Genomic DNA, 24,076 nt, shown 5'->3' on the forward strand with positions numbered 1-24,076 from the left:
GGCAGGCGCACTACAACCTTTGGGAGCGGCCTGTAGTGGCGGCCCAATGCGCTAATAGCTGAACAGAAAATCGGTTTTGTTGATCAAAGCCCAGGCCAGGTCTTCCACGGCCGCGGCGCGCGTATACGTCGCAGTCCCCGACTTGGCCAGCGTCTTCAAGGCCACCGACTTCTCATGCTCGCTGGGGCTGCGGGACAGGAACGTCAGGAAAATGTCCTGCACCACCACATCGTCGGCCTTGTTCTTCGCCAGCTCCGCCAGGTAGGGAGACGCCGTCGCGCCCGTCGCCCGCGTGCGGTTGGTCACCAGCGTGGAGTTCATCATGTTCAGCCACATCAGCACCGACCCCGACGCGCTGCGCGGCTGCGTGTCCCGATTGCCGCGGCTGAACGAGTTCATGAAGGCGTTGGCCGTCCCATCGCTGCGCGGCTCAGTCGGTTCCGGCAGTTGCATCGCCCAGTTCACCTTTTCGACCCACCCACCTACGGAATAGGACGGCAACAACCCCGTAGCCTTAGTAATCGCATCGTGGGCCTCTTCCGCTTCCAGGCGGCGCGGCAGATGCCGGGCAAACGTGGAGACTTTCGTCAAATCCCAATCGCCGTCAAAGCGCGAACTCAACTGGTAGGCCGTGCTCTGCACAATCAGCCGCAGCGTTTCGCGCAGATTGAAATCGTTATCCCGCGCCGCCTGCGCCAGCTTCTCCAGCAGCACCGGATGCGACGCCTGGTAATCCCACCCGCTGGGCGGCGGCACATTCGGGTTCAATCGATCCGGATCCAGATTGTCCACCGGCTCCGCCAGCGCCAGGTTGAACATCGCCTTCCACAGCCGGTTCGCATAGTTCCGCGCAAACATCGGGTCGTTGGTCAACCGCTGCGCAAAGGAATCGCGCCAGTCGCCCGCGGGGGTCGTCCCATCCCGGTAGAGCGGCGTCAGATTCGTGACCGCCACACCATTGATGTTCGTGGCCACCCGGTTGGGCCGGTTCCCGTAAGTGGTGTTGAGCGAATAGCTGCCGGTCGGCCGGTCCAGCACGATCGTGGAGTTCAGGTAGTAGTCCGACGTCTCCCTGCCTGGATACGTCGACAGATTGATCCGCGCGAAATGCGCCGACATGCGCTGCGCATCCACCCGCAACGTCTTCGCACCCCAGGCCGAAACCGCATCCAGATGCCCGCGTCCGTTGTGGCACAACAGACAGTCGTAGTGCCCCAACCCGAGAAACATCGTCGCCGCCCGCACCGTGACCAGATCGTAAGTGTCCTGCGCCGGCCCCATCGGAGCGAAGCCGCGCAGCATGAAGTTCACGCCGGCCGTATCGCGATCGTAGTTGTTGCCGGTTGCCGTCACCAGCTGATACGCGATTTCGCGCCACGACTTGCCGCTATCGATCGCTTCCTTAATGTACTCGTGGAACCGGTTCCGCCCCTCCTGGTTCTGGTTCCGATTGGAGGCGGTTATCGAATTCTGCAGCAGGTCGCCCAGCCAGACGGTCCACTTGTCGACGAACTCGGGGCTGTAGAGCAGCTTATCGACCATCTCGTCGCGCTTCGCCGGGTTTGTATCGGCCACGAACGCCCGAATCTCGGCCGCCGTCGGGATCCGTCCAGTCAGGTCCAGTTTGATGCGGCGGAAGTACTCTTCATCGGATGAGAGCGCGGCCGGAGAGATCCCATCCGCTTCCAGCTTCCGGAAGATCTCTTCGTCGATGAAACTGCGCCACGGCAGTTCGGAAGCGGAAACCGCCTGCCGAACCGATCCCGTCTTGCCCATCGACTTCGCAAAGCTCAAAGTGCGGTCATACACTTCCCGCCGGATTCGATCCGCGCGGGATAGCACCTTCTCCGGTGCCGCGATGAACGAACAGTTTTCTCCGGAGGCACTAAGTGCTTGCGGCTCTGCCGTTTCCTCGACAACCTGGGCCTTGGCCGCAGACACGCAGCCGGCACAGGCGGCCAGCACAAACACGGAAGTAAGAGAGGTATGGATCCGCCGAGCAGTCATGGTCACCCTGGATGCGTGGATTATAGCAGGTCGTCTGACAGTTGTCGGGCAGGGGGCGCCTGTTTACGGCGTCGATCCCCAGACCAGTGCCCCGGCCGGATACCGGACCTATAATAGAGCCGGGTGTGGCGCCTGATTCTCATCCTGTTACCCGCCTTGCTCCTCGCAGCGGAGCCGGATCCCCTGCTCCCCCTCATCCGCCAGCGTGTCGCCGATTGGCGCAGGGAACTCCCCGATTTCCTGTGTACCCAGGAATCTACACTGAGCCAGGGTAATCGCGGCCGCGGTATCCGTATGTCCGACTCTGCAATTTATGAAATCCGCGTCATCCGCGGCCGTGAGTCATACTTTCTCAAACAGGCCGCGGGCATCGATCTCAAACAGCCGGAGCCCGCCGACTTCCCCGGGATGAACCATCGCGGCGAATTCTCATCGGCCCTGTTGCTGCTCTTCGATGCCCCCACCCAAACCCTCTTCCATCGTGCCGGACGGGAAAGAGTGGAGGGCCGCCGCCTGCGCCGCTACGATTTCAAGGTCCGCCAGGAGAACTCCCAATGGTACGTCGGCCCCGGAGCCGCCTACCAACCCGCTTACGAAGGCTCCTTCTGGGCGGATGAAGCCGACGGCAAGGTCTACCGTCTCCACATGGAAGCCCACCAGTTTCCCCGGAAATACGTCGTTCAGGACGCCTGGCTCACTGTCACCTACACAACCGTGAGCATTGATGGCGAGCCCTTCCTGATGCCGGCCCAGGCCGAGGTTCGTGCTTGCCATACCTTGATGGACTGCAGCCAGGCGTACCTGAAGTTCACGGATTACCGCCACTTCACCGCCACGTCCAAGGTCGATTTCCAGGATTAGCCATGCGAATTCTTTCCCGCCGCCAGACGATCGCAGGCCTCGGAGCCGCCCTGATGCCGGCCGCCTTCGCCGCTCCACCCTGGCAAACCAAGCCGGTCGATCAATGGTCAGGGAAGGAACTGCAGCGCGTAGTCACCGACTCCCCCTGGACCGCGCGCGTCTCCGTCCCGCTCACCGGGCCCGACGCGCCTTCCCCAAACCGGCCCATGTCGCCTGCAGGTGTTCCCTACGGCCGCAATGGCGGTGCAGGCATGGGCATGCCTGCGGATGGAGTGATCCCCTACCTCGTCCGCTGGGAAAGCGCCAGGCCCGTTCGCGAAGCCCTCAAGCGGCTGAATTTGGCTTACCCGGAGGTCGACGAGAAGCAGGAGGGCCGGCTCTACGCGATCACCGTCCTGCCTGGGGAGACACCCTTGTCCACCGGCCATACCATTCAGCCCGAGGGCGAAGCGCAGAAGACGATCCTCATCAGGACGCTGCTGCGTCGCCGCGACCGGCCGGAATTGCACCCGGTGCGGGTGCTGGGCCACTACAACGGCCCGGCCCTCGTCACCTATTTCTTCCAGCCGGCAATCCCGTTCTCCCTCGACGACGGCGTCGTGGAGTTCTCCACCGTCGCCCCCAGACCCCTCTCGTGCAAGTTCAAGCTCGCTGAGATGGTCTACCAGGGCCAGCTCGCGCTTTAGTACGCTTTGGCGATCACCACGCGGCGATCCACCGTCTCGCCGGTCAAGATACACTTGCCGGGCCCGTCGTACAGATCCACCGACGGAATGTTGCGGACGCTCGCCTTGAATTCCTTGATCCGCGCGTCGTTGGCCGGATCGTCCTTCAAATGCGCCATCACGAACTTGCCGCCGCCCTTCTCGGCCGTCACCGAGCCCAGGATCTCCTGCACCTCGCCGATCGAGTTCGCGAGCACCGTGTTGTCCTGCATCCGCTGCCGGGCCTTCGCCAGCAGGTCGCGCTGCATCGCTTCCAGGATCTCCGCCTGCTTCGCCACTGCCTCGGTCTGCGGGATCACTTCCTTCGTCCCCGTGTCGCGCCGCTTGATCACCATGTTGCCGCTGGCCACGTCTCGCGGACCCAGCTCAAACACCACCGGCACACCCAACCGCTCCCAATGGAAGAACTTGGCGCCCGGCGTCATACCGTCGCGCACGTCGATGTGCGCGCCCAAATCCTTGGCCAGTTTCGCCGCCGCTTCCATCACCACGGCCTTCTCTTCGTCCTTGCGGTAGATGGGCACCAGCACGCTCTTCCGCGGAGCCACCTTGGGCGGCAGCACCAGGCCCTTATCGTCCGAGTGGGTCATGATCAGGCCGCCGATCAGCCGCGTGCTCACACCCCAGCTCGTCTGCCACACGTAGTCCAGCTTCCCTTCCTTGCTCTGGAACTGGACATCGAACGCCTTGCCGAAGTTCTGGCCCAGGTCGTGGCTGGTGCCGGCCTGCAAGGCCAGGCCGTTCTGCATCATCGCTTCAATCGAGTACGACCGCAGCGCCCCGGCGAACTTCTCCGCCCGCGTCTTTACGCCCTTGATCACCGGCACCGCCATGATCTCTTCCGAGACCTCGGCGTACAGATCCAGGATCCGCAGTACTTCTTCCACCGCCTCCTCATGGCTGGAGTGGGCCGTATGCCCTTCCTGCCACAGGAATTCGGTGGTCCTCAGGAACATTCGCGTGCGTAGCTCCCACCGGATCACGTTCGCCCACTGGTTCACCAGCACCGGCAGGTCGCGGTAGCTGTGGATCCACTTCGAGAAGAAATGGCCGACGATGGTCTCGGACGTGGGCCGGATGACGTAAGGCTCTTCCAGTTCCTTGCCGCCTGCAATCGTCACGACCGCCAGTTCCGGCGCGAAGCCCTCGACGTGTTCCGCTTCCTTCTGCAGGAAGCTCTGTGGAATCAACAGCGGCAGGTAGATGTTCTGGTGATTGGTGGCCTTGAAGCGGTCGTCCAGCTCACGCTGCAGACGTTCCCAAACGGCATAGCCGTTGGGTTTGATCACCATGCAACCCTTGACGATCTCGGCCGGCTCGGCCATATCGCCGTGCAGCACCACATCCTGATACCAGGAGGCAAAATCTTTCCCACGAGGGGTAATAGGAGACTCGGACATCGTAATAGTCCATTCTAGCGTGCCGGTCCCGGGCCAAACGTGAGGATTTGCCGCATCTTGCCTGCAGGACCTGAGGCGGAGCGTCCATACTGTGTAGACGAGGCCCATGGTCGCGCCAGGGACAATCCGCTTCGGTCCTTACCTCTTCGATCTGAGGGAACAACGGCTGTCCGGGCCCGCAGGTGAGATCCCGCTCAACCTGAAATCGGCCGCCGTCCTCGCTTACCTCGCCCAGCGCCCGGGCCAGATCGTCCCCAAAGACGAACTGCTGCACGCCGTCTGGGCCGACACCGCCGTCACCGACGATGCCCTCGTCCAGCGTGTGCTCGATGTACGCAAGGCTCTGGGCGATAACTCGAAGACTCCACAGTACATCCGCACTCATCCCAAACGCGGTTACGAGTTCGTCGCCGGGCCGGAGGCACCTCCGCCTGCGCCTGCTCCCTCCCGCTGGTGGATGCCCGTCCTGGCCTGCGCCTTGACCCTGGCCGCTGCCGCCCTGTTCTGGTTCGGCCGCAAGCCGCCCGCCGCGCCCGTCGAACTGAAGATCGCCCAAATGACCTTTCTCCCCGGCATGGAGGACTACCCCGCTTTCGACGCCACCGGCCGCCGCATCCTTTACGGCTCCGACGAGAAGGGCACGGCTAATCTCTGGATCCTGGAGGAGTCCAGCGGCGATCGCCGCCAGGTGACTCAATCCAAAGCCAATCTCTCCGAACCCGACTGGTCGCCCGACTCCGACTGGATCGCCTACCGCTCCGAGGAGGGCAAAGGCGGACTCTTCGCCAAGTCCCTGGTTACGGGGGAAACCGCCCCCATCGCCGAGTTCGGCCACCACCCGCGCTGGTCCCCCGATGGCCGCTTCGTCGCCTTCCATACCGCCGGCGCCCAGAGCGACATCTATATCTGGAAGAAGGAAGACCGCTCGCTGCGCCGGGTGGTGGTCACCGTTCCAACCCTGGCGAGCCTCTCGTGGCCTGCCTGGAGCCAGGACGGCCAGATGGTCTATTTCATTGCCACCGCCCAGTTTCGCAGCGAGCCAGCGCAGAAACGCTCGCCCGATTGGGTCTACCTGGGCCACCAGATCTGGCGCGTCTCCGCCGCCGGCGGCGAAGCCAAGGTCGTCACACCCGGCACCGGAGTCCTAAAGGACGGCGGCTTCGACTACGACCGCACACGCTCCCAACTGGTCTTTGTCGGTCTGGATCGCGGCCTCTGGCGCTCCGAGATCGACCGCCGCTCCGGTGCGGAAACGGCTAGGCCGGTCCGCTTGACCCTCACCACCCAGGGTCACCAGCACCCTCGCTTCAGTCCCGGCGGCGAGATCGCCTTCTCGGCCATTGCCGCCCCGGAAGCCCTTTGGCTGGTTCCTTTTGAACCCGATGGCCGGCTCGACGAAGCGGCCATGACCCGCCTTACTACCGGAGCCGCCTCCGTCCGCGCGCCCATGCTCTCGCCCGACGGCCGCCGCATCGTCTATTTCCTCTGGCAGGGCGAGCGCTTCGAGCTATGGCTGCTCGATCTGGAGACCCGCGCCGTGCGGCCCATCGGGCCCACCGACCAGCTCTCCCGCACCTCGCCCACCTGGATCGACGACGGCCGCGGCCTGACCTACGACATCATGGACGGCCGCAACCGCGAACGCCGCAAAGCCATGTTCAACCAGGACTTCTCCAAACTGGTGGATGAGAAGGTCCTCGACGGCGCACCTTCCGGCCGAGCGCCCACCAATTGGGATCCAAGCGGAAGGTTCCGCCCTTATGTCGAATCCAGGGATGGACAGCAGAACCTGTGGCTGGAACGGAAGGACAGCGCTCCGTTGCGGTTGGCCGGTCCGGGCCACTATCAGGGTGCCGCGTGGTCGACCGACGGCCGGCGCATCTACTACCAGTCCGACGAAGACGGCTGGTTCAACATCTGGCTGCTGGACTTCGACTCTGCCCGCGGCACGCCCATCGGTCCACCCCGCCAGAGCAGTTACTTCCGCGGCAGCCCTTACCTGCTGTCGGACAGTAACCTCGGCTTCGCGATGCAGCCAAAGGGCTTAGTCGTTCCCTTGCTGGAGAACCGTGGCGATCTGTGGCTGATTCGCAGTCACTGACCCGCGCGCCGCTTAACACCCCATTCGTCGATTTGTCGTGATAATTTCGCCCCGCTGTCAGTACTTGCGCCCCCTTCCGGGCGCAGCATGGGTCACCGTAGCGCAGTAAACAAAGGAGTTCCCGTCTATGTTGACCTGGGGTCTTAGAATCGCCACGTTCCTGATTCTCACCGGCCTGATGCACGCCCAGTCCATCACCGGCAGCATCGTCGGCACCGTCAGCGACACCTCCGGCTCGCCCGTCCCGGCGGCCAATGTGCAAGTCCACAATCAGGATACGGGCGCTGCCCGCACCGTCGTCACCAACGAGCAGGGTAACTACGCCGCCACCCTCCTGCCGCCCGGCCGGTATACCGTCTCCATCGCCCAGCAAGGCTTCAAACCCAGCCGGATCGTCGATCTCGATGTCCGCGTCGACCGCAGCCTGCGCGCCGACATCGCCCTGCAATTGGGCGAGGTTAGTGAGACCATTACCGTCTCCGACGCGGCCGCCACCAGGGTGGAAACCGACACCTCCACCCTGAACCAGACCCTGGGCCAGAAGACGATCGTCGACATGCCCATCTCGCGCAGCTTCGTCTCGCTGGCCGGGTTGACCGCCGGAGTCGTGCCCGTCACCGGCGAGAACGGCCAGAGCCTGCAGACCAGCTTCACCAACCGCGGCAACCTCAGCGCCTTCGTCAGCGGCCAGCGCGAATCGTCCGTCTCGTTCCTGATCGATGGCGTCGAGTCGCGCGGCGAACGGCTGGGCAACGCCAGCATGCCCGTCTCTGTGGACGCCATCCAGCAGTTCGGGATGCTGCGCAATACGATGTCGGCCGAGTACGGCAACGCCGCGGCGGTGATGAACGTGACCATCAAATCGGGCACGAACCAGATCCACGGCACGGCATTCGAGTTCCTGCAGAACTCGGTCATGAATGCCCGCAACTACTTCGACACCAGCGCCAAGGCACAGACGAAGATGAACGACTTCGGCTTCAGCCTGGGCGCACCCGTGGTGAAGGACAAAACCTTCTTCTTCACCAACTTCGAGGGCATTCGCAGCCGCCGCACCACGCCGCTGCTGGGCCGTGAACCCACCCAGGCCCAACTGGGCGGCGACCTGTCGTCCATCGCCAGCGTGATCTACGACCCCCTCACCACCGACGCCGCCGGGGTACGCACCGCATTCCCAGGTAACATCATTCCTGTCAACCGGTTAGATCCGGCCACCAAGAACTTCAGCAACTACATCCCGGTAGCCAACCTCGCCCAGCCCATCAACAACAGCAACCTCTCGGTGTCGCCCAGCGCGATCGCCGACAGCAACCAGGTGCACTTCCGCATCGATCACGCACTCAGCAGTACGGATCAACTGTTCGGCCGGTGGTCGTACTACGACGCTCCGAACACGGCGCCGTCGCTACACCCCTTGTGGAGCAAGGAATACCCCTGGACTACCTACAATGGCGCGCTGCAGGAGACGCACATCTTCGGGCCCAGAACCGTCAACGAGTTCCGTTTCGGCTACAGCCGCGACAACATCTTCCAGAAGGCAATCGGCGTGCCCGGCACGAACCTGGCCCAGGCGATCGGGTTGAAGAACACCGTCCCCAACGAGCCCGACGGCGGAGCCTTGCCCGGCGTGACGATCACCGGCTACAACGTCTCCGGCGGCAGCCGCCCAACCGGCTATATCTCCAATCGTTTCCAGTACTCGGACGTGCTGAGCCTGACGCGCGGCAACCACGTCCTGAAGCTGGGCGCCGACATCCGGCGGCTGCAGTACAACGTCTACAGCTCCAACTCCCCGAACGGTGACATTTCGTTCGCCAAGATCTTCACGACCTCGACGGCAGGCGGCAGTACGGGCGGCGATCCTCTGGCCGACTACCTGCTGGGCGCCTTCAATACGGCCAGCGGCGCCCGTACCGTGAATAGTCCGGCCTTCCGCAATACGACGTACAATTTCTTCGCCCAGGACGAATGGAAGCTCACCTCGCGCCTCCACCTTTCCCTGGGGTTGCGCTATGAATATGCCCAGCGCGCCTACGATGTCCATAATAAGATCGCGATTGTCGACCTCTCCACCGGCAACCTGATCTTCGCCCGCAAGAACCCCTTTGATCCGAAGGACTTGAGCCTGAACCCGAACACCTCGCGTGCCCTGCTGGACGAGGACTACAACAACTTCGCGCCGCGCTTCGGCTTCAGCTACGACGCAGGTAAAGATACTGTCATCCGAGGCGGCTATGGCATCTTCTACGACGTCACCCAGGCCAACGAGTTGAACTTCCTGGGCTTCGTGCCACCCTTCCAAACCCTCATTTCCGTCACCAACAATCCGAAAGCCGGCACGCCGGGCACCCTGTTCCAGAACCTGTTTCCCAACCCCGGTCCGCCGGACCGCATCGATCCTGGCACGTCGACGTTCTCGCACCTCAAAACAGACCGGACGCCCTACGTCCAGCAGTTTAACCTGAACATTCAAAAGCGGATCTTCGGCGACTACCTGGTGGAAGCCTCTTATGTCGGCACGCTGGGCCGCAAACAGTCGAAGCGCCGCAACTACAACCAGAAGCGGATCACGGCCGCGGTGCCCTACTTCCCGCTGCCCAACCTGGGACCGATCCTGACCTCCGAGAAGAACTCGAATTCCAGCTACAACGCGTTGCAACTGCGGCTGGAACGGCAGTTCAAGACCGGCTGGTCGCTGCTGGCGAACTACACCTACTCGAAGTCGATCGACATGGACTCCGCCAACGCCTCGTCTGCCGCCAACCAGGACGCGACCAACCTCGGAGCCGACCGTGGTTTGAGCGACTTCGACGTGCGCCACCGCTTCACGGCCGTCGCAAGCTACGAACTGCCGTTTGCCCGCAATACCAAGGGCATCACCCGCGTGCTGGCAGGCGGCTGGCAGGCCAGCGCCATCGCCACGATGCAGGGCGGCTTCCCGCTGACCATCTCGGCCGCGGACAACTCCGGAGCCGGTTCGTTCACCGCGCTACGCGCCAACCGCATCGGTACCGGGAATCTGGACTCGGGCGACCGCACCATCCTGCGGTGGTTCGATACGGCGGCGTTTGTGGCTCCTCCGGCCGGGACGTTCGGCAGCGCCGGCCGCAACATCATCATCGGACCGGGTACGAACAGCTGGAACCTGGCGGCGATGAAGAACACGTCGTTCCTGGAACGCTACAACCTGCAGTTCCGGGCCGAGTTCTTCAATGCTTTCAATCACACACAGTGGTTTGCCCCGGCCACGAACGTGAGCGCTCCGCTGCAGTTCGGGCGCATCACCTCGGCCCGCGCTCCGCGCAACATCCAACTGGCGCTGAAGCTCTATTTCTAGATAAACAACACCTGTCGTTTTGGCTCTACGCATGAAAACCCTGAAAACAACACTTGTCGTTTTGGCGTCCTGTTGCGCCCTGCTGCCCGCCCAACGACTCGACTCATACGATGTGGTGGTGATTGGAGCCACCCCCGCCGGGGTCGCCGCGGCGATCCAGGCCGGCCGGGCGAAGCTCACGGTCGCCCTTGTGGAGGAGATGCCGGTCCCTGGAGGATTGCTGACCAGTGGGGTGTCACGAGCCGACGACGCCATGGTGCAGTCGGTCAGCGGCGTATTCGAAGACTTCCGCCAGCGCATTGCGAAATACCACCGGACAGAACTCGCAAATGATCCGGTGGTGAAGGCGCAGCTCGCGGCGCCAAAGATCCGGCATAGCGTGCCGATGGGGCAGGCGTGGGAACCCAAGGTCGGCGTGATGGTCTACCGCCAGATGCTGGCTGAACATCCGAGTATCCAGGCCTACTACCGGGAGGTGCCGGTGGCCGCCAAGGTGGAAGGCAACCGCGTGGTAGCTGTCGTCACCAAAGACGCCCAAGGCGCGGAGCATACTTACCGCGGCCGGGCGGTGATCGACGCGACGTATGAAGGTGATGTAGCGGCATTTGCGGGCGTGCCGTATGACCTGGGGCGGGAGGCGCGCTCGCCGGAAGAACCCCATGCAGGCGAAATCTATACGGATGCGTTCTGCGAAGGGGTTTACCAGTTGCCAGGCACCATCCTGCCTGGGGGCAGCGGCAAAGCCGACAAGAAGATCATGGCCTACAACTACCGTTTCCTGGTGAAGGACTACGGCAAGGCGGACGGTGCTCACAGGATCGAAACTCCGCCGCCCGGGTATGATCCCACCCGCTATAAGTGGTCGCCCCTCAAGGCTTACCTGCCCAACGGCAAGGTGGACGTGCTGGGCATCAACTGGGGCAACGACTGGTCGGGTCCGCAGTGGGCTTACCCCGAAGCGGGCTGGCCCGAACGCGCCGAGATCGCGAAGAAGTATCGCGACTATGCCCTGGGCTTCCTCTACTACATCCAGACCGAGGGCAAGCAGCCCAACTTCGGGCTCGCCGACGATGAGTTCACCGACAACGGCAACTTCCCCTACAAGCTGTATGTGCGCGAGGCGCGGCGCATCCACGGGCTGTATAAGCTGACCGAGAGCGACATCCATAAAGACTTGCGCGGCAATGGGTTGCGCGGACCGCTACACCCGGACAGCGTGGCCATCGGGCTGTACGAGATGGACTCGCACAACGTGCAGAATCCGACGAATCGCGACTCGCGGTGCTCGGGCGAAGGGGCCATCAACCTGGTGGACGTCACGGGTCCGTACCAGATCCCCTATGGGGTGCTGGTGCCGGTGAATCGCGAAGGGTTGCTGGTGCCGGTGGCGATCTCGTCGTCGCACGTGGCCATGACGTCGGTGCGGATGGAGCCGGTGTGGTCGGCCCTGGGCGAGGCGGCGGGCGCGGCGGCGGTGCTTGCGTTGAAAAAGAGCATCGCGTTTCGCGACGTGCCGGTGGCGGAGCTGCAGAAGCGGCTGCTGGCTTCCGGGGCTAAGTTGTTCTTTTACCAGGATGTCGACGCCTCGATGGCGCGCTTTGCGGCGATCCAGAAGCTGAGTCTGGTGGGCGCGGTGGATGGAGACGAAAACTACCGCTTCCATCCGGAACGGCCCATCACGGTGGGCGAGTTGTCGCGGCTGCTGGTGAACGGCCTGGGCCTGCCGCTGAGCATCACGGGCGCCCATTTCCGCGACGCTCCACGCGGGCACGCAGCGTTCAAGTATATAGAAACGCTGTACGATGCCAGCACTTCCTCCGGCCAGCCATTTTTGCCCTTCGAGGTCCGGCAATACCTGACCTATGCGTCGTATAAGGACTCGCTGGCGTTCGTGTACCCCGACGCTCCGGTGACTCCGGAGGTCTTCCGCAAGATGGTGGAAGGAGCGCTTCGACAGGCCGGTAAAGCGCTGAAGGGGCAGAAGTTCGAGTTCGAGTCGAAGACTGTGGTGCGGCGCGACGAGGCGTGCGAGGTGCTTGCTTCGCTGCGCTGAGGTCAAACAGGCGAGACGTCGATGGATTGGACGATGATGCCCAGTTCACGGTCGTCGAGTTCGCCGGGTGGCAGCGCCTTGTCGAGCGAGAACTGCAGCAGGATGGGTCCTTCGGCCGGTAGGGCGGGCAGCGCGGCGCGATAGACCATGTCGCCGGCTTCCGGGTAGCTCGCCTGCTCGACCGGGCGACCTTCGGCGCGGCAGCGCAGCGTGATGGGGCCTAAGCGGCGGATGACGTCGCCCGAAAGGAAGAACTGCACCTGGAGCTGGAGCGAGGCGCCGGGCTCGGCTGCGACGGTGGCCAAGGCAGAGAATTCTCGCCGGGTCCAGCGCCAGCCGCTCTGTTCCGCGTCATGCCAGCCGGAGAGTAACTCCACATTCGCCAGGGCTTTGCGGTTCTTCAGCAGGACGTAGGCGCGCTCGTCGTGCTGCTCCAGGCTGAGCGGGTTGGAGGTGCGGGTGTCGCCGTAGTAGGCAACGTGCAGGGTGGACCAACCGGCGCGGCGAGCCAGGCGGCGCAGCCCGGCGGGGGTGAAGATCCAGTAATTGCTGTTGTCCCGGTTGAGCTGGGAGTCGTCGAGCAGATAGGCCAGCGGCTGCGGATCGAGCCGCAGGCCTTCCGGGCTCTGGCGCGCCACCCTGGTGCTGAGCACGCAGTATTGGGCGGAGCGGGCGATCGCCTCCAGCAAGTGTAGCGGGCTCTTGAGGTGATAGAGCACCCCCAGGCACAGGACCAGTTGGTATGGCTCAAGGTCGAAGTCGCGGTCGAGGTTCGCTTCCAGGATTTGAACGTTCGAACCCAATTCCGCGGCTAGCAAGCGGAGGCCGCGCATGCCATTGAAATTGGTGGCAGGGTTGTCCAGGGCATGGACGGCGTATCCGGCCTGGGCGAGCAGAAAGGAAAGATCGCCGTCGCCGGCCCCGATGTCGAGGATGGGACCGGCTCCGGCGAGTTCCTCGAACGAGGCGGCCGAGGCGCCGAAGACCGGTGTGAGCTTGGTGAGATTCGAGAGAGTCTCGTACGGATACCAGGAGCAGTGGTCGTGCATGCGGGCCTTGGCGGCCTGCAAAGAAGAGGCGAAAGAGGCAGCCAGGTCGAGGATTCCGCTCCAAGTGGAGATGGGCATGGGGCACTACGGGGTGGGTGGATTGCGGCGGCGCCAGTCGAACAGGACTACACCGGCGGCGACGGAGACGTTCAGGGAAGCGATCTGGCCGGCCATGGGGATGCGGATGAGGAAGTCGCAGTGGTGGCGGGTCTGCTCGTGCAGTCCGCGCCCTTCGCCGCCCAGGACGATGGCGGCGGGGTTGGTGAATTCGGTGTCGGAGTAGTTCTGTTTGCCGCGCTCGTCGACGCCGTAGATCCAGAAGCCGTGCTGTTTGAGGGTCTCCAGGGCGCGGTTGATATTGTTTACTTTGACGACGGGGAGCAGGGCGAGGGCTCCGGCGGCGGCTTTGGCGACGGTTTCGGTGAGGCCGACGGCGCGGCGCTCTGGAATTACTACAGCCGTGGCGCCGGCGGCGTGGGCGGTACGAACGATGGCGCCGAGGTTGTGGGGGTCCTCTACGCCGTCGAGGACGACCAGCAGGCCGGGGCGGTTGAGGACGGACTCGAGGGTCAGGGCGACCTGGGTGGACGGAACGGCCACAACTCCCTGATGGGGCAGGCCTTTCACGAGCCGGTCGAGGGCCTCGCGGGTGTCGAAACGGACCGGCAGTTTGGCCGTCCGGCAGAGTTCGATGATCTCCTGGAGGCGGGGACCGGCGGCTCCTTTGACGATGTGGACGCGGTCGAGCGACTGACCGGCCCGTAAAGCTTCGCGTACAGGATGGATGCCGGCAATGAAGGCCATGACGTTTTCATGGTAACGGAGGCGGGTGCTTCGCGCATCAAACAAAAAGAGCCGGAAATGGTTGACGCCGGGTTAGTCTTTCTCTAGGATGACGGTAGACTCCCACAACCCGATGGCCACCGCATCAACCCGGCCTCAGCCGGTAGAGATTCCGAACAAACTATACTTCCGGATCGGCGACGTCAGCCGGATCACGGGAATCAAGTCTTACGTTCTGCGGTATTGGGAAACGGAGTTCAACCAGCTTTCGCCGAAGAAGTCGGGCACGAACCAGCGGCTCTACCGCCGCAAGGACGTGGAGATGGTGCTGGAGATCAAGCACCTGCTGTATGAGAAGCGCTTCACGATAGAAGGCGCCCGGACTTTCCTGCACCAGCGCAAATCTTCGCCCCGTGCGACGGCGAATACCCAGTCGGCGCCTCCGCCACCCGCCACGCAAAGCAGCCTGTTTGGACCGGATCCGGTTCAGATGGCGGCGCGCGCGACGGAAAAGATGGCCGGGGTGAAGGCCGAGCTAAAGGCGATCCTCGAACTACTGCGGTAGTCCGGCGGTCCGGACACTCACTCCCCCCCTGTTCCCCACAACCAGTCTGAATTGATGCGCCCGCCTAGCCGGAAAAGGCTGAAGGTGGAAGGTTGCTGGACGATATGGCCATTTGAGGTCACGAGTATGGTCCGGCTGACGCGCATCAATCAGGCACCGTTCTATCTGAACTCAGATCTGATTGAATTCATCGACAAGACGCCCGACACGCTGATCACGACGGTGAACGGCACGAAGATTCTCGTGGTGGAGGATCCGGACGAAGTAGTGCGGAGAGTGGTCGAGTTCCGGCGTTGTATTCATCCCGTGGCGCGAGGACCGGTGGGCCTGCCGGAGCCGGCACAGGGGATGAGCGGGTTATGAGCAAACTTGCAGAGGCCAAGGAACAACCGGCTAAGGCTAAGCAGGCAAGCCAGATGCCGGGTCCGAAGAGGCGGAGCAAGCTGGATCTCAGCACGCTGGGCGGCCTGGGCCTGGCGTTGCTGGGGATTCTGGGCGGCTATGCAATAGAGCATGGGCGCGCGGGCGACCTGTGGGGTGCCTCGGCGGCGCTGATCGTACTGGGCGGCAGTATCGGAGCGACGCTGGTGGCGAACCCCGTGGACCTGGTGAAGCGGGCTGCACGGCGCGCTTCCGGGCTGATCTTCGAATACTCGGACAATAGCCAGGAGACCCTGGAGCAGATGGTGAGCTATGCCATGCGGGCCCGCAAGAACGGGGTAGTGTCCCTGGAGCAGGAGGCGGCGGAGATCGAGGATCCGTTCCTGCGCAAGAGCATGATGCTGGCCGTGGATGGGATGGACCTGCACGAGATCCGGGGGGCGATGGAATTGGAAATGGACGTGGCGGAGCGCCGGCTGGAAGAGGAAGCCAAGGTTTTTGAGATCGCAGGCGGCTTTGCGCCGACCATCGGCATCATTGGGGCGGTGCTGGGCCTGATCATCGTGATGGGTGAATTGTCGGACATGAACAAAGTCGGCAAGGGCATTGCTGCCGCTTTTGTTGCAACGATTTACGGCGTGGGGTCGGCCAATCTGGTGTTTCTGCCGGCAGCGTTGAAGATCAAGCTGCGAGGCGCAGCGGAGCGTGACAAGCGGGAGATGATGCTGGAAGGGGTCTGCGGAATTGTCGAGGGGATGAATCCGAAGATGCTGCGGGGAAAACTGGAGGCATTCACCCTGGGGGTGCCGCAGAAGGCGGCAGAGCCGGCCGTGGACCAGCAGCGGTCGGCGGCGTAAGGGCCGCAGATGGCGAGGAAGAAGAAGCCGGGTGATCATCCGAATCACGAGCGGTGGCTGGTGTCCTATGCGGACTTCATGACGCTGTTGTTCGCGTTTTTCGTGATGATGTATGCCAACTCACAGACGAACAAAGAGAAAGCGACGCTCATATCCCACGCCTTCCGGGAGGCCATGACAGAGGGAACCCTGGGCCCCGCGCTCTCCAGGCTGCTGAACAACATCCCGTCCAAGCCGGGCCAGGTGCTGCCGTCGAATATCGCCGTTTTGCCGGTGCAGAACAAGAAGCCGAGGCCCGTGGAGTTGCTGCCGTCTCTGCACCAGTTGAACGACACCTTGAAGAAGGAGATCCAGTCTGGGCGATTGGAGGTTCGGATGGAGGGGCGCGGACTGGTGATCAGTTTGAAGGAAGCGACGTTCTTCCCTTCGGGCGGAGACATCCTGGAACCGACGACGCTGCCGATGCTGGCCGTGATCGCGACGGAGATCAAGCGCTATCCGAATCCGATCCGGCTGGAAGGCCACACGGACTCGATTCCGATCAAGACTTCGAGGTTCCGCAGCAACTGGGACCTGTCGGCGGCGCGCGGCATCGCCATGCTGGAATTATTCGCTGAACGCTTTGGCGTGGACCGCGGCCGGATGGCCATCTCAGGTTTCGCGGACACAGCTCCGGTGGCGAGCAATGAGACGGATGAGGGTCGCCGGAGGAACCGGCGGGTGGACATTGTCGTACTGAATGAACTGGCGGCGGCGCAGGAACCGGTGCAGGCGTCGAGCAAGTAAGGCGGGGCTATTTCGACTGCAGGGATTGGAGGTGCTGTAGCAGGAGTTCAGCGGCCTTCTGGCCGGCGGCCTTTTTCGAGGTGCCCTCGGACTGGGCGGTGAATTCGCGGCCGACGCGAGCTTCCACCATGAAGGTTTTCGCGTGTTCGGGACCAGTTTCCTGGACGATGACGTAGCGCGGTACGGGCAGCTTCAGCGACTGGGCGAGTTCCTGGAGGGCGCTCTTGGCATCGACCGGCACTTCGGCCTCGCCGAGTTGTTCGACGCGGATGCCGCTCCAGACATACTTTTCGAGGAACAGGCGGCAGACATCGAGTCCGGCGACGGGTCCGGCATCGAGGTAGAGAGCGGCGATGAGGGCTTCGACGGCATTAGCGAGCAGGGCTTTCTTGCCGCGGCCGCCACTCATTTCTTCCCCGCGCCCCAGCAAAAGATAGTCACCAAGTTCAATCGCCTGGGCAGTGCTGAGCAGATGAGCGGCGCTGACCAGGTGGGCTTTGAGCTTGGAGAGTTTGCCTTCGGGGTAGGACGGGCAGAGGGTGAGCACGTATTCACTGGCCAGGAAGCCGAGCACGGCGTCGCCCAGGAATTCGAGTTGTTCGTTGTCGCGGACAGCCGACTCGCTCAGGTAAGTATCGGGAGAGGCGTCCGCCAGGAGGGATTTGTGAGTCAGCGCGCGGAGGAGCAGTTCACGGTCGGCAAAGGTGTGACCGAGCCGACGTTCCAGCTCCTCCAGCGGTGCGCGCATCTCTTCTAATCTACTTCGCCGCGGCCTTGGCTTTGTTGATGTCCATTTTGAGCTGGGTGGCGGCGCTCTTCACCTGGGGATGAGCGTTGGGGTCGGCCAGGGCCTTGTCGACCATGGCGAGCGCTTCGTCGAGCTTGTTGACCTTGATCTGGCAGCTGGCGAGACGCAGCATGACGGCCGGATCCGGCGTGGAGGCGTTGTCGACGGAGAATTTGAACTCGTCGGAGCAGACGTCATACTTCTTGCGCACCATGGCGGCGAGGCCGAGAGCTTCGTGCGCCTGGGCAGCGAAGTCCTTCTTGGCGGAGGCCCACTGATCGTCGGGGATCTGCGGGTTGGGCTTGGTGGCGGTGGGGATGAGCTCCAGGGCAGACTTCGCCATTTTCTCCGCGCGGCTGAGTTTTTCTTCCTTATCGAGGTCGAATTCCTTGGTACGCGAGGCAAGACCGCTGGCGATCATGATTTGCGCGCCGAAGAACTTGGGATCGGCTTCGAGGCACTTCTCGGCGAAGACGACGGTGTTTTCCATGTCGTTCTTCTGCTGGTAGGAGAAGGCGGCGATGTAGAGGGCTGTCGCCTTGAACTCGGTTTCCGAGAATTTGGTGATGAGGTTATTGGCCGCCGCGATGCGGGCATCGGGGTCCTGCGCCTGGAACATGGCCATGATGGCGTCGGCTTCCTTCTGACCCTTGGGTGCCGGCGCTTTGGGGTTTGCGGTCTGCGCCAGCAGGAGACTCAGGGAAATGGTTAGTGCCAGGAGTGCTTTAGTGATGATGGAACGAGTCATGGAGTATTACCTCAGGGTTTAGCTTGCTTGATCGCGGCGGCCACGGTGGACATTTCCTGCCGGGCCGCTTTAGTGGCACCCTCGCTGGCCCCTTGAACTGCGAGAGCGGCCTGATAGTATTTGAGCGCGGCCTCGATCTCCGGCTCTTCAGCGGCAAGGACCAATCGGGCCAGATAAACATAAGCCCATGCGCGCTCAAACGGTTCGGGATCCAACTCGAGCGTGCGCTCGAGCATTTGTACAGCGAGTTCGGGGTGCTTTTCGAGCGCGGCGATTCGGCCCAGCCCAAAGAAGGCCTTCGCCTGCAATGGTTTGTCGGCGGACTGCTCGATCACCTTGCGATAGGCGGCGCGGGCGGCGGAAAAGTTATGGGCGGCGTACAGTTGCCCGGCTGTTGCCAGATCGGCGGCGGCGCCGGTGAGCGGAGGTTCAGCGGCTTTTGGCGCGCTTTTGGCGACGCGGGTGGCACGCTGCGAGACGAACTCGATCTGGGCGATGCGCTTGTCTTCCTTGGCAACGTCCAGGTGGTCGATCATCTCAGGCAGGTACATGCGGAAAGCAAGGTCCTGCTTCTCGTAGGCGGGCAATGCCTCGTAGAAGTACGCCGTGAGGATGAAACCCTCTTTCATCGACTGTTCGACATAAGCGCTACCGCTGGGCCCATCCAACCGGGCTTCGATGGCGCGCACCATGCACATGCTAGCCAGTCTAACGAAATCATTCTTGTAATCTTCGGCAAGAATAGGGGACGCCTGGGCCAGGTCGCCGAGGCCCTTCTTCTTATCGAAGTATTTGGAATTGCGGATGGCGAGCGGGTCGACCAGATAGTCGAGGTAGGCGTGGCGGATGTCGCGGATCCTGGGATCGACGGACGGGGTGACGACGACGAAATAGTAGTCGCCGTAGACGCGGGTGTGGACCTGATTCGGCGCGGCGAGGAGATCGACAAACACCTGAAAGCGGTGGCCGCGGGTGCCGCTGGTAGGATTGCGCAGGAAGCCGTTGGATTGGAGCACGGCCTGGGTGACCGGTTCGTGATAGCGGGCGATGGCCTGCTCGTAGAGCGGCTGGGCCTGTTTCCACGCCGACTCGAGATCCGCCTCGCGGTAGAACTCCGTCAAGATCTCCCTAAACCCTTCCAGGGCCGCCACATCCGGAGGCTGCTGGCCATCCGGCAAAAGGGGTCTGAAATCGGGTGGGCCGTAGGTGGCGAGGCCGAAGCTGATGTACTGGCTGAGATCGGCGTTGGGATCGGTCTGGTGGTGATCGTCGAAGAACTGCTTCAACCGGCGCAGGGATGGGGGCTGTTTGGCTTCGATCCACTTCCGGACGGCGGCGCGGAGGGGGCTATTGGTGGGGGAATCGAGGTTGGCGTCGTAGCCGACGGCGTTGATGGCGGCCAGAACCGCGAAGAGGGACGGGCTGGCATCCAATTGCCCCTGTCCTTCCAGCGGTTGAGCCGGAGGCGGGCCGGCAGGAGGGGCGGCCGGAGTCGCGGGCTTCTGAGCAAAGCAAAGGCAGGGCGACAGGGAAGCCACCAGCAACAGCGCCGTGAAAGAGTTTGCGCGGCTCATCCACCCGAAACCACTAGTGTAACGGATTCCCAGGACCAGGACAGGTCAAAGGCATGGGGAGGGCATTGCCTGGGGTTTGGCTCGGGCGGATCCCCTAGCAGCATGGTAAAGAAATCCGCAGGCCAATCCGATACTATGATGAGATGGCTGGTGTACGCGCTGAGCGGATCTGTGTAGACAATACCGACTGGAATCATAAGTTTACCGACAGCGCGCCGGACCGTTGGCCGGCCTTGTGCAGGAGGAAGAGGACATCATGAAGCTGGCAATGCTGTTGGGCATTTTGGCCATATCTAGCCTGCCCGTGGGGGCACAGAGCGGGGGCGTGGGCGGATTCGGGGGAGAACCGATCGGTCTGCAGCAGGGGGATACGGGCACGGGCTTCCAATCGCAGAATGTAGGATTCTTCCCGTGGCTCTCGGTGAACGGCATCTACTCGCACCCGCTGGGCACGTCGATTGGGCTCGCGAATTCGGACCGCATGGGCGGAACGTTCTCTGGCGGTGTAGGCGGCTCCAAGGCCTGGCAAACGAGCGAAGTGCAGGCGGGCTATGTCGGGTCTGGCAGCTATAACAATCAATCGTTGAGCGGCGCTGCCCGGCGGTGGCGGCAAACTCACGTGGGCAACGTCGGTTATGTCAAGCAGTTGACGCAGCAGTGGCAGGTTTCGCTGAGCCAGGTGGGCGGACTGTCGGACGGCGGATATGGCATCGGTTCTGCTTTTGGTGCATCCGGCGTACCCGGCCTGGGCGGTGGCGCGGGGCTGGGCTCGTTCCTGGGCGGCGATATTTCGGGCAATGGCGGTTTTCAGGATCCGAACCAGAACGGCCTAGTGGACGCGGAGATCCTGGACACGCGTACCAAGTTTTCCTCATCGCGCGCTTCCCTCGCTTACCGGCTCACCGAACGCCTGTCGGCCAACGGCACGGGCGGCGCCGGCTTTGCACGGCGAGGGAACGGCCTGTCGGGCGTGAATGCCTACACCGGCGGCGGCGGCCTGAACTATCAGATCACGCAGAACACGCAGATCGGCGGCAACTACATGCACTCGAACGTCGATTACGTGGGGCTATTCGGCGGCTCCCGTTATGACACGGTGCAGGCGGGTTTTCAGACCAAACTGACCCAGCAGCTCCAGATCACCGCCCAGGGTGGCGCTGCCCGGCTGAATTCCACCTTTGTCGGACCGGTGGCCCTGCCTCCGGACCTGGCAGCTTTGTTGGGCGTCGGGTCGACTTTGGAGGTGCAGCGAGTGAGCACGAACGCCGTGGCCGTCCGGGTGCTGCTGTCCTACAACGCCAGGAACAGCCACTTTAACGCCGGCTACAATCGCGGCGTCGCTCCGGGCAATGGAGTGGTTTTCACCTCGCTGCGGGACAGCGTTGTGCTGGGCTACGGGTGGAAGGTGGGCCAGAAGCTCGGCCTGAGCTTCACCGCCAGCTACAACCGGCTGTCGGGCCGGGTCGGGATCATGAAGGTTACGCAGTCGGCGCAAGGCGGAACGGCATTGAGCTATAAGCTATTCAGTTCCGTGAGCGCGACTGCGCAGGGCGGCTACCGGTATACGACGATCACGGGCGTCCGCCAATTCCGTGAATTGTATGCAGGCTTCGGGTTAACGTGGCATCCCGGTGACGCGGTGTTCACTTTCTAGCCGCGGACCGTATCGGACGAACCAGAATCAATCGGGAAACAGGAGCAGTTGACGCTTGTTGAAAAACAGGCGGGCTGCTTCCTTGCCACGGGTGGGCACGTGCGAGAGGAGCTTGCCGCGGTAGCGGCGGACCATCTCGCGAGCCACCTCGAATTCGGGATCGCGCGCCCCCAGGGGCGGTCCGCCGGTTTCACGGATCCAGTGCTCCATGGCCTGGGTGAGTTCCGTTTCCAGCCCGGAGTCGGCGCATCGCCAAAAGCCCCGGCGAAGGAAGACCTTTTGACCTCGGATTCTGAGAAGCGCACCCATGAAGCGGAAGGGCTCCGACCATCTCGATTATGCCACCATCCCGCGTGGTGGTACATAAACCTTGGACGATGTTCCGCTTTTTTGGGGTGTTGGCAGAGGCGTCGAAATGCAGCCCGTGGCCGGTTGGCGTGGAGGCTCAGTTTCCGTAGTACCTCAAATGGGTGAACCCGGAAAAAACCTTACAGCAACCTGAAGTGTGTCGGGTGTTCCGCCGATTTGTTTATCTAGGAGCAATTACCATGGCGGATGGAACCGAGAACACTCTGGGCCGGCTGAGCGCGCAGGATTATCACCGGATTGGGGTCAGGGCGTTGGAAGCGCAGCGCCTGGAAGATGCCGTCATTGCGTTGCGGCACGCGGTGGAGCTGAATCCTCACATGGGCCGCACGTGGAACGATCTCGGGGTGGTGATGGAAGCGCTGGGCAATCCGCGGGAGGCGATCCGCTGCTACCGGCAGGCGTTGGCCGTCCAACCGGACAACCAGGACGCGCGCGGCAACCTGAGCATGCTGATGCTGCAGATGAACATGGCGCACACGCTGCGGCGGCACGCGATGTCGGCCGGAGCCTCGTACTAAACAATGTCGTCGCAGGCGGCGCGGTGATTACGCAGACCGGCATCCTGCGCACTCCCACAACTCATTGAATTCGACCCGTATGCCCGCGCAGGCAAGGCAATCTAGGCCAGACCCAGGCGGCGCTCCAGGTCCTGACATCGCACGCGCCAGCTCTCCCCGGCAGCGATCTCGTGGCGCCTGCAGGCCAGCGTGGAGTCACTTTCGGCCATGGCCATGTCCAACTGCCTCAAAAAACCCTTCGGATCGTCGGCAAGATACACAAGGTCCGAGTAGCGTTCTACTTCCGGCAGGGTCGCGCTGACAACAGGCAAGCCGCAGGCGAAGTACTCATACAGTTTGATCGGATTCGTGGACAGTGTCAGGGCATTGCGCACAAAGGGAATGATGCCCACGTCGAACGTGGCCAGGTGCCGCGCCAGGCCGGCATAGGGTACTTCTCCGTGCAGGTGGACGTTGGGCAGGCTGCGCAGGGATTCGACGCGTGGATTCTCGATGCGTCCAATGAGAACAAAGCGCCAGGCGGGGCGGGCGGCGGCCGCGAAGCGGATCAATTCGACATCAAACCAGGAACTGAGGGAGCCGATGTAGCCCACGGTCGGCGTGTGCCCGGCCTGAGCGGGGTGCCTGGCGGGATCTGCGCCGTCATCCGGCGCAAAATCCGAGCAACTGACGGCGTTCCTGAGCAGGATGGAGCGGGTCTCGATGCCGGGATGCAACTGCCGGTAATGATCGAAGAGGGCTTGTGCCGAGAAGATGACGAGGTCGGCGGAGTCGAGCAGGGCGGATTCGGCCTCCAGCAGATCGGGTGCAATGTTGCCGAAGCCGGTCATCAGGTCGTGGCAATCATAGACGATGCGGCTGCCCCAGCGGAGCTTCAAGGCATGGGCGACATCGGCCCATAGAGGGAAGCTGGTGATAATGATCGGCGCCCCCTGGGTCTGCGAGAACGGCAATTGAAGGATGGCGCTGGTGAGGGTCCCGCTTTCGGCACTGGAGAGGCACCGGTGATGAAACACGGGCTCCCGCGGTAAGTGGACGTGCAGTTCCTGAATGCGGGGTCCGATATTGGTGAGAATTCGTTTGGGGCTGAACGGGAAGACGGCTGGGAATTCGCGGCCGAGGTGCGGATTGACATAGAAGCAGCGGTAGCCCAGGGAAGCGAAGGTCAGGGCGAGGTGCTGGGTGCGCTGGATGCGGGTGTGCCAATCGGCGAGGGGCAGGAAGAGGATGTCAGGCTTGCCGGAGGACGCGGCGGCTTCTGCCGGAGCCTGGGCGCCGGCGTGGAAGGGGTCAGGTGAAGCGGCGGGGTAACTCCAGCATTCCCTAAAGTAAGTGGGGCAATTTTGCGACTGAAGACGAAAGAACAACCATTTTAAGTAATAGGGGCGGACATACTCCTTGGCGCTTTGGAGCCAGTGGTTGGGCATCGTCCAATGGAGAGGGTAGGGCTTTCCTGAATCACCACCCACCCGATCTTATGGCAGGATAGCACCCCCCTCGCACCGATGCAGCAGATGGCGG

The 24,076-nt window shown here is 62.8% G+C and carries 20 protein-coding genes; 11 read left to right on the forward strand and 9 right to left on the reverse strand.

Annotated features, from left to right (window positions below; all coding sequences use genetic code 11):
- Window positions 1–51: 51 nt before the first annotated feature.
- Window positions 52–2,007 (reverse strand): DUF1549 domain-containing protein, encoded by a 1,956-nt coding sequence (locus tag ACR9Y2_RS03505; RefSeq protein ID WP_435039665.1) that lies wholly within the window; start codon window positions 2,005–2,007, stop codon window positions 52–54.
- A 123-nt stretch (window positions 2,008–2,130) separates the two neighbouring features.
- On the opposite strand from ACR9Y2_RS03505, the gene ACR9Y2_RS03510 reads away from it, so the two are divergent.
- Together ACR9Y2_RS03510 and ACR9Y2_RS03515 are read left to right on the forward strand one after the other, a co-directional pair.
- Complete coding sequence (locus ACR9Y2_RS03510) at window positions 2,131–2,868, forward strand: hypothetical protein (RefSeq protein WP_435039666.1); 738 nt, start codon at window positions 2,131–2,133, stop codon at window positions 2,866–2,868.
- Between the two features lie 2 nt (window positions 2,869–2,870).
- Window positions 2,871–3,554 carry a hypothetical protein gene (locus tag ACR9Y2_RS03515; RefSeq protein ID WP_435039667.1) on the forward strand — a complete coding sequence of 228 codons (684 nt, stop codon included), beginning with the start codon at window positions 2,871–2,873 and terminating at the stop codon, window positions 3,552–3,554.
- Here ACR9Y2_RS03515 and proS read toward each other — a convergent pair.
- Window positions 3,551–4,993 carry a proline--tRNA ligase gene (gene proS, locus ACR9Y2_RS03520; protein WP_435039668.1) on the reverse strand — a complete coding sequence of 481 codons (1,443 nt, stop codon included), beginning with the start codon at window positions 4,991–4,993 and terminating at the stop codon, window positions 3,551–3,553. The genes ACR9Y2_RS03515 and proS overlap by 4 nt on opposite strands.
- Before the next feature lie 106 nt (window positions 4,994–5,099).
- Between proS and ACR9Y2_RS03525 the strand changes: the two genes are divergently transcribed.
- From ACR9Y2_RS03525 to ACR9Y2_RS03535, 3 genes are all read left to right on the forward strand, one after another.
- Window positions 5,100–7,094, forward strand: coding sequence for a winged helix-turn-helix domain-containing protein (locus tag ACR9Y2_RS03525; RefSeq protein ID WP_435039669.1), 1,995 nt, complete (start codon window positions 5,100–5,102; stop codon window positions 7,092–7,094).
- Window positions 7,095–7,221: 127 nt separating this feature from the next.
- On the forward strand, window positions 7,222–10,431 hold the full coding sequence (locus tag ACR9Y2_RS03530) for a TonB-dependent receptor domain-containing protein (protein WP_435039670.1): 3,210 nt from the start codon (window positions 7,222–7,224) through the stop codon (window positions 10,429–10,431).
- Window positions 10,432–10,462: 31 nt separating this feature from the next.
- Window positions 10,463–12,484: an FAD-dependent oxidoreductase gene (locus ACR9Y2_RS03535; protein ID WP_435039671.1), complete on the forward strand. Its 2,022-nt coding sequence runs from the start codon at window positions 10,463–10,465 to the stop codon at window positions 12,482–12,484.
- A 2-nt stretch (window positions 12,485–12,486) separates the two neighbouring features.
- Here ACR9Y2_RS03535 and ACR9Y2_RS03540 read toward each other — a convergent pair whose 3' ends face one another.
- Window positions 12,487–13,611 carry a class I SAM-dependent methyltransferase gene (locus tag ACR9Y2_RS03540; RefSeq protein ID WP_435039672.1) on the reverse strand — a complete coding sequence of 375 codons (1,125 nt, stop codon included), beginning with the start codon at window positions 13,609–13,611 and terminating at the stop codon, window positions 12,487–12,489.
- 6 nt (window positions 13,612–13,617) lie between these two features.
- On the reverse strand, window positions 13,618–14,337 hold the full coding sequence (gene rlmB, locus ACR9Y2_RS03545) for a 23S rRNA (guanosine(2251)-2'-O)-methyltransferase RlmB (protein WP_435039673.1): 720 nt from the start codon (window positions 14,335–14,337) through the stop codon (window positions 13,618–13,620).
- 112 nt (window positions 14,338–14,449) lie between these two features.
- Between rlmB and ACR9Y2_RS03550 the strand changes: the two genes are divergently transcribed.
- The 4 genes from ACR9Y2_RS03550 to ACR9Y2_RS03565 all read left to right on the forward strand — a co-directional run bounded on the left by ACR9Y2_RS03550 (window position 14,450) and on the right by ACR9Y2_RS03565 (window position 16,905).
- The gene (locus ACR9Y2_RS03550; RefSeq protein ID WP_435039674.1) at window positions 14,450–14,881 is read left to right on the forward strand and encodes a MerR family transcriptional regulator; all 432 of its coding nucleotides are present in this window, start codon (window positions 14,450–14,452) and stop codon (window positions 14,879–14,881) included.
- 126 nt (window positions 14,882–15,007) lie between these two features.
- Window positions 15,008–15,244, forward strand: coding sequence for a flagellar FlbD family protein (locus ACR9Y2_RS03555; protein ID WP_435039675.1), 237 nt, complete (start codon window positions 15,008–15,010; stop codon window positions 15,242–15,244).
- Window positions 15,241–16,119 carry a flagellar motor protein gene (locus ACR9Y2_RS03560; RefSeq protein ID WP_435039676.1) on the forward strand — a complete coding sequence of 293 codons (879 nt, stop codon included), beginning with the start codon at window positions 15,241–15,243 and terminating at the stop codon, window positions 16,117–16,119. Before ACR9Y2_RS03555 ends, ACR9Y2_RS03560 begins: the two co-directional genes overlap by 4 nt.
- A gap of 9 nt (window positions 16,120–16,128) precedes the next feature.
- Window positions 16,129–16,905: a flagellar motor protein MotB gene (locus tag ACR9Y2_RS03565; protein ID WP_435039677.1), complete on the forward strand. Its 777-nt coding sequence runs from the start codon at window positions 16,129–16,131 to the stop codon at window positions 16,903–16,905.
- Between the two features lie 7 nt (window positions 16,906–16,912).
- Here ACR9Y2_RS03565 and rnc read toward each other — a convergent pair whose 3' ends face one another.
- From rnc to ACR9Y2_RS03580, 3 genes are read right to left on the reverse strand one after another with little or no spacing between them, the layout of a single operon-like run.
- The gene (gene rnc / locus ACR9Y2_RS03570; protein WP_435039678.1) at window positions 16,913–17,653 is read right to left on the reverse strand and encodes a ribonuclease III; all 741 of its coding nucleotides are present in this window, start codon (window positions 17,651–17,653) and stop codon (window positions 16,913–16,915) included.
- Window positions 17,654–17,663: 10 nt separating this feature from the next.
- Window positions 17,664–18,440: a tetratricopeptide repeat protein gene (locus ACR9Y2_RS03575; RefSeq protein WP_435039679.1), complete on the reverse strand. Its 777-nt coding sequence runs from the start codon at window positions 18,438–18,440 to the stop codon at window positions 17,664–17,666.
- A gap of 11 nt (window positions 18,441–18,451) precedes the next feature.
- The gene (locus ACR9Y2_RS03580; protein ID WP_435039680.1) at window positions 18,452–20,014 is read right to left on the reverse strand and encodes a tetratricopeptide repeat protein; all 1,563 of its coding nucleotides are present in this window, start codon (window positions 20,012–20,014) and stop codon (window positions 18,452–18,454) included.
- Between the two features lie 256 nt (window positions 20,015–20,270).
- On the opposite strand from ACR9Y2_RS03580, the gene ACR9Y2_RS03585 reads away from it, so the two are divergent.
- Window positions 20,271–21,668: an outer membrane protein gene (locus ACR9Y2_RS03585; RefSeq protein ID WP_435039681.1), complete on the forward strand. Its 1,398-nt coding sequence runs from the start codon at window positions 20,271–20,273 to the stop codon at window positions 21,666–21,668.
- A 27-nt stretch (window positions 21,669–21,695) separates the two neighbouring features.
- Here ACR9Y2_RS03585 and ACR9Y2_RS03590 read toward each other — a convergent pair whose 3' ends face one another.
- On the reverse strand, window positions 21,696–21,878 hold the full coding sequence (locus ACR9Y2_RS03590; protein WP_435039682.1) for a hypothetical protein: 183 nt from the start codon (window positions 21,876–21,878) through the stop codon (window positions 21,696–21,698).
- A 338-nt stretch (window positions 21,879–22,216) separates the two neighbouring features.
- On the opposite strand from ACR9Y2_RS03590, the gene ACR9Y2_RS03595 reads away from it, so the two are divergent.
- On the forward strand, window positions 22,217–22,555 hold the full coding sequence (locus tag ACR9Y2_RS03595) for a tetratricopeptide repeat protein (protein ID WP_435039683.1): 339 nt from the start codon (window positions 22,217–22,219) through the stop codon (window positions 22,553–22,555).
- A 101-nt stretch (window positions 22,556–22,656) separates the two neighbouring features.
- Here the strand turns inward: ACR9Y2_RS03595 and ACR9Y2_RS03600 are convergent, their stop codons facing one another.
- The gene (locus tag ACR9Y2_RS03600) at window positions 22,657–23,982 is read right to left on the reverse strand and encodes a glycosyltransferase (RefSeq protein ID WP_435039684.1); all 1,326 of its coding nucleotides are present in this window, start codon (window positions 23,980–23,982) and stop codon (window positions 22,657–22,659) included.
- Window positions 23,983–24,076: the final 94 nt, after the last annotated feature.

Source organism: Paludibaculum fermentans, assembly GCF_051172195.1.
Lineage (GTDB): Bacteria > Acidobacteriota > Terriglobia > Bryobacterales > Bryobacteraceae > Paludibaculum > Paludibaculum fermentans_A.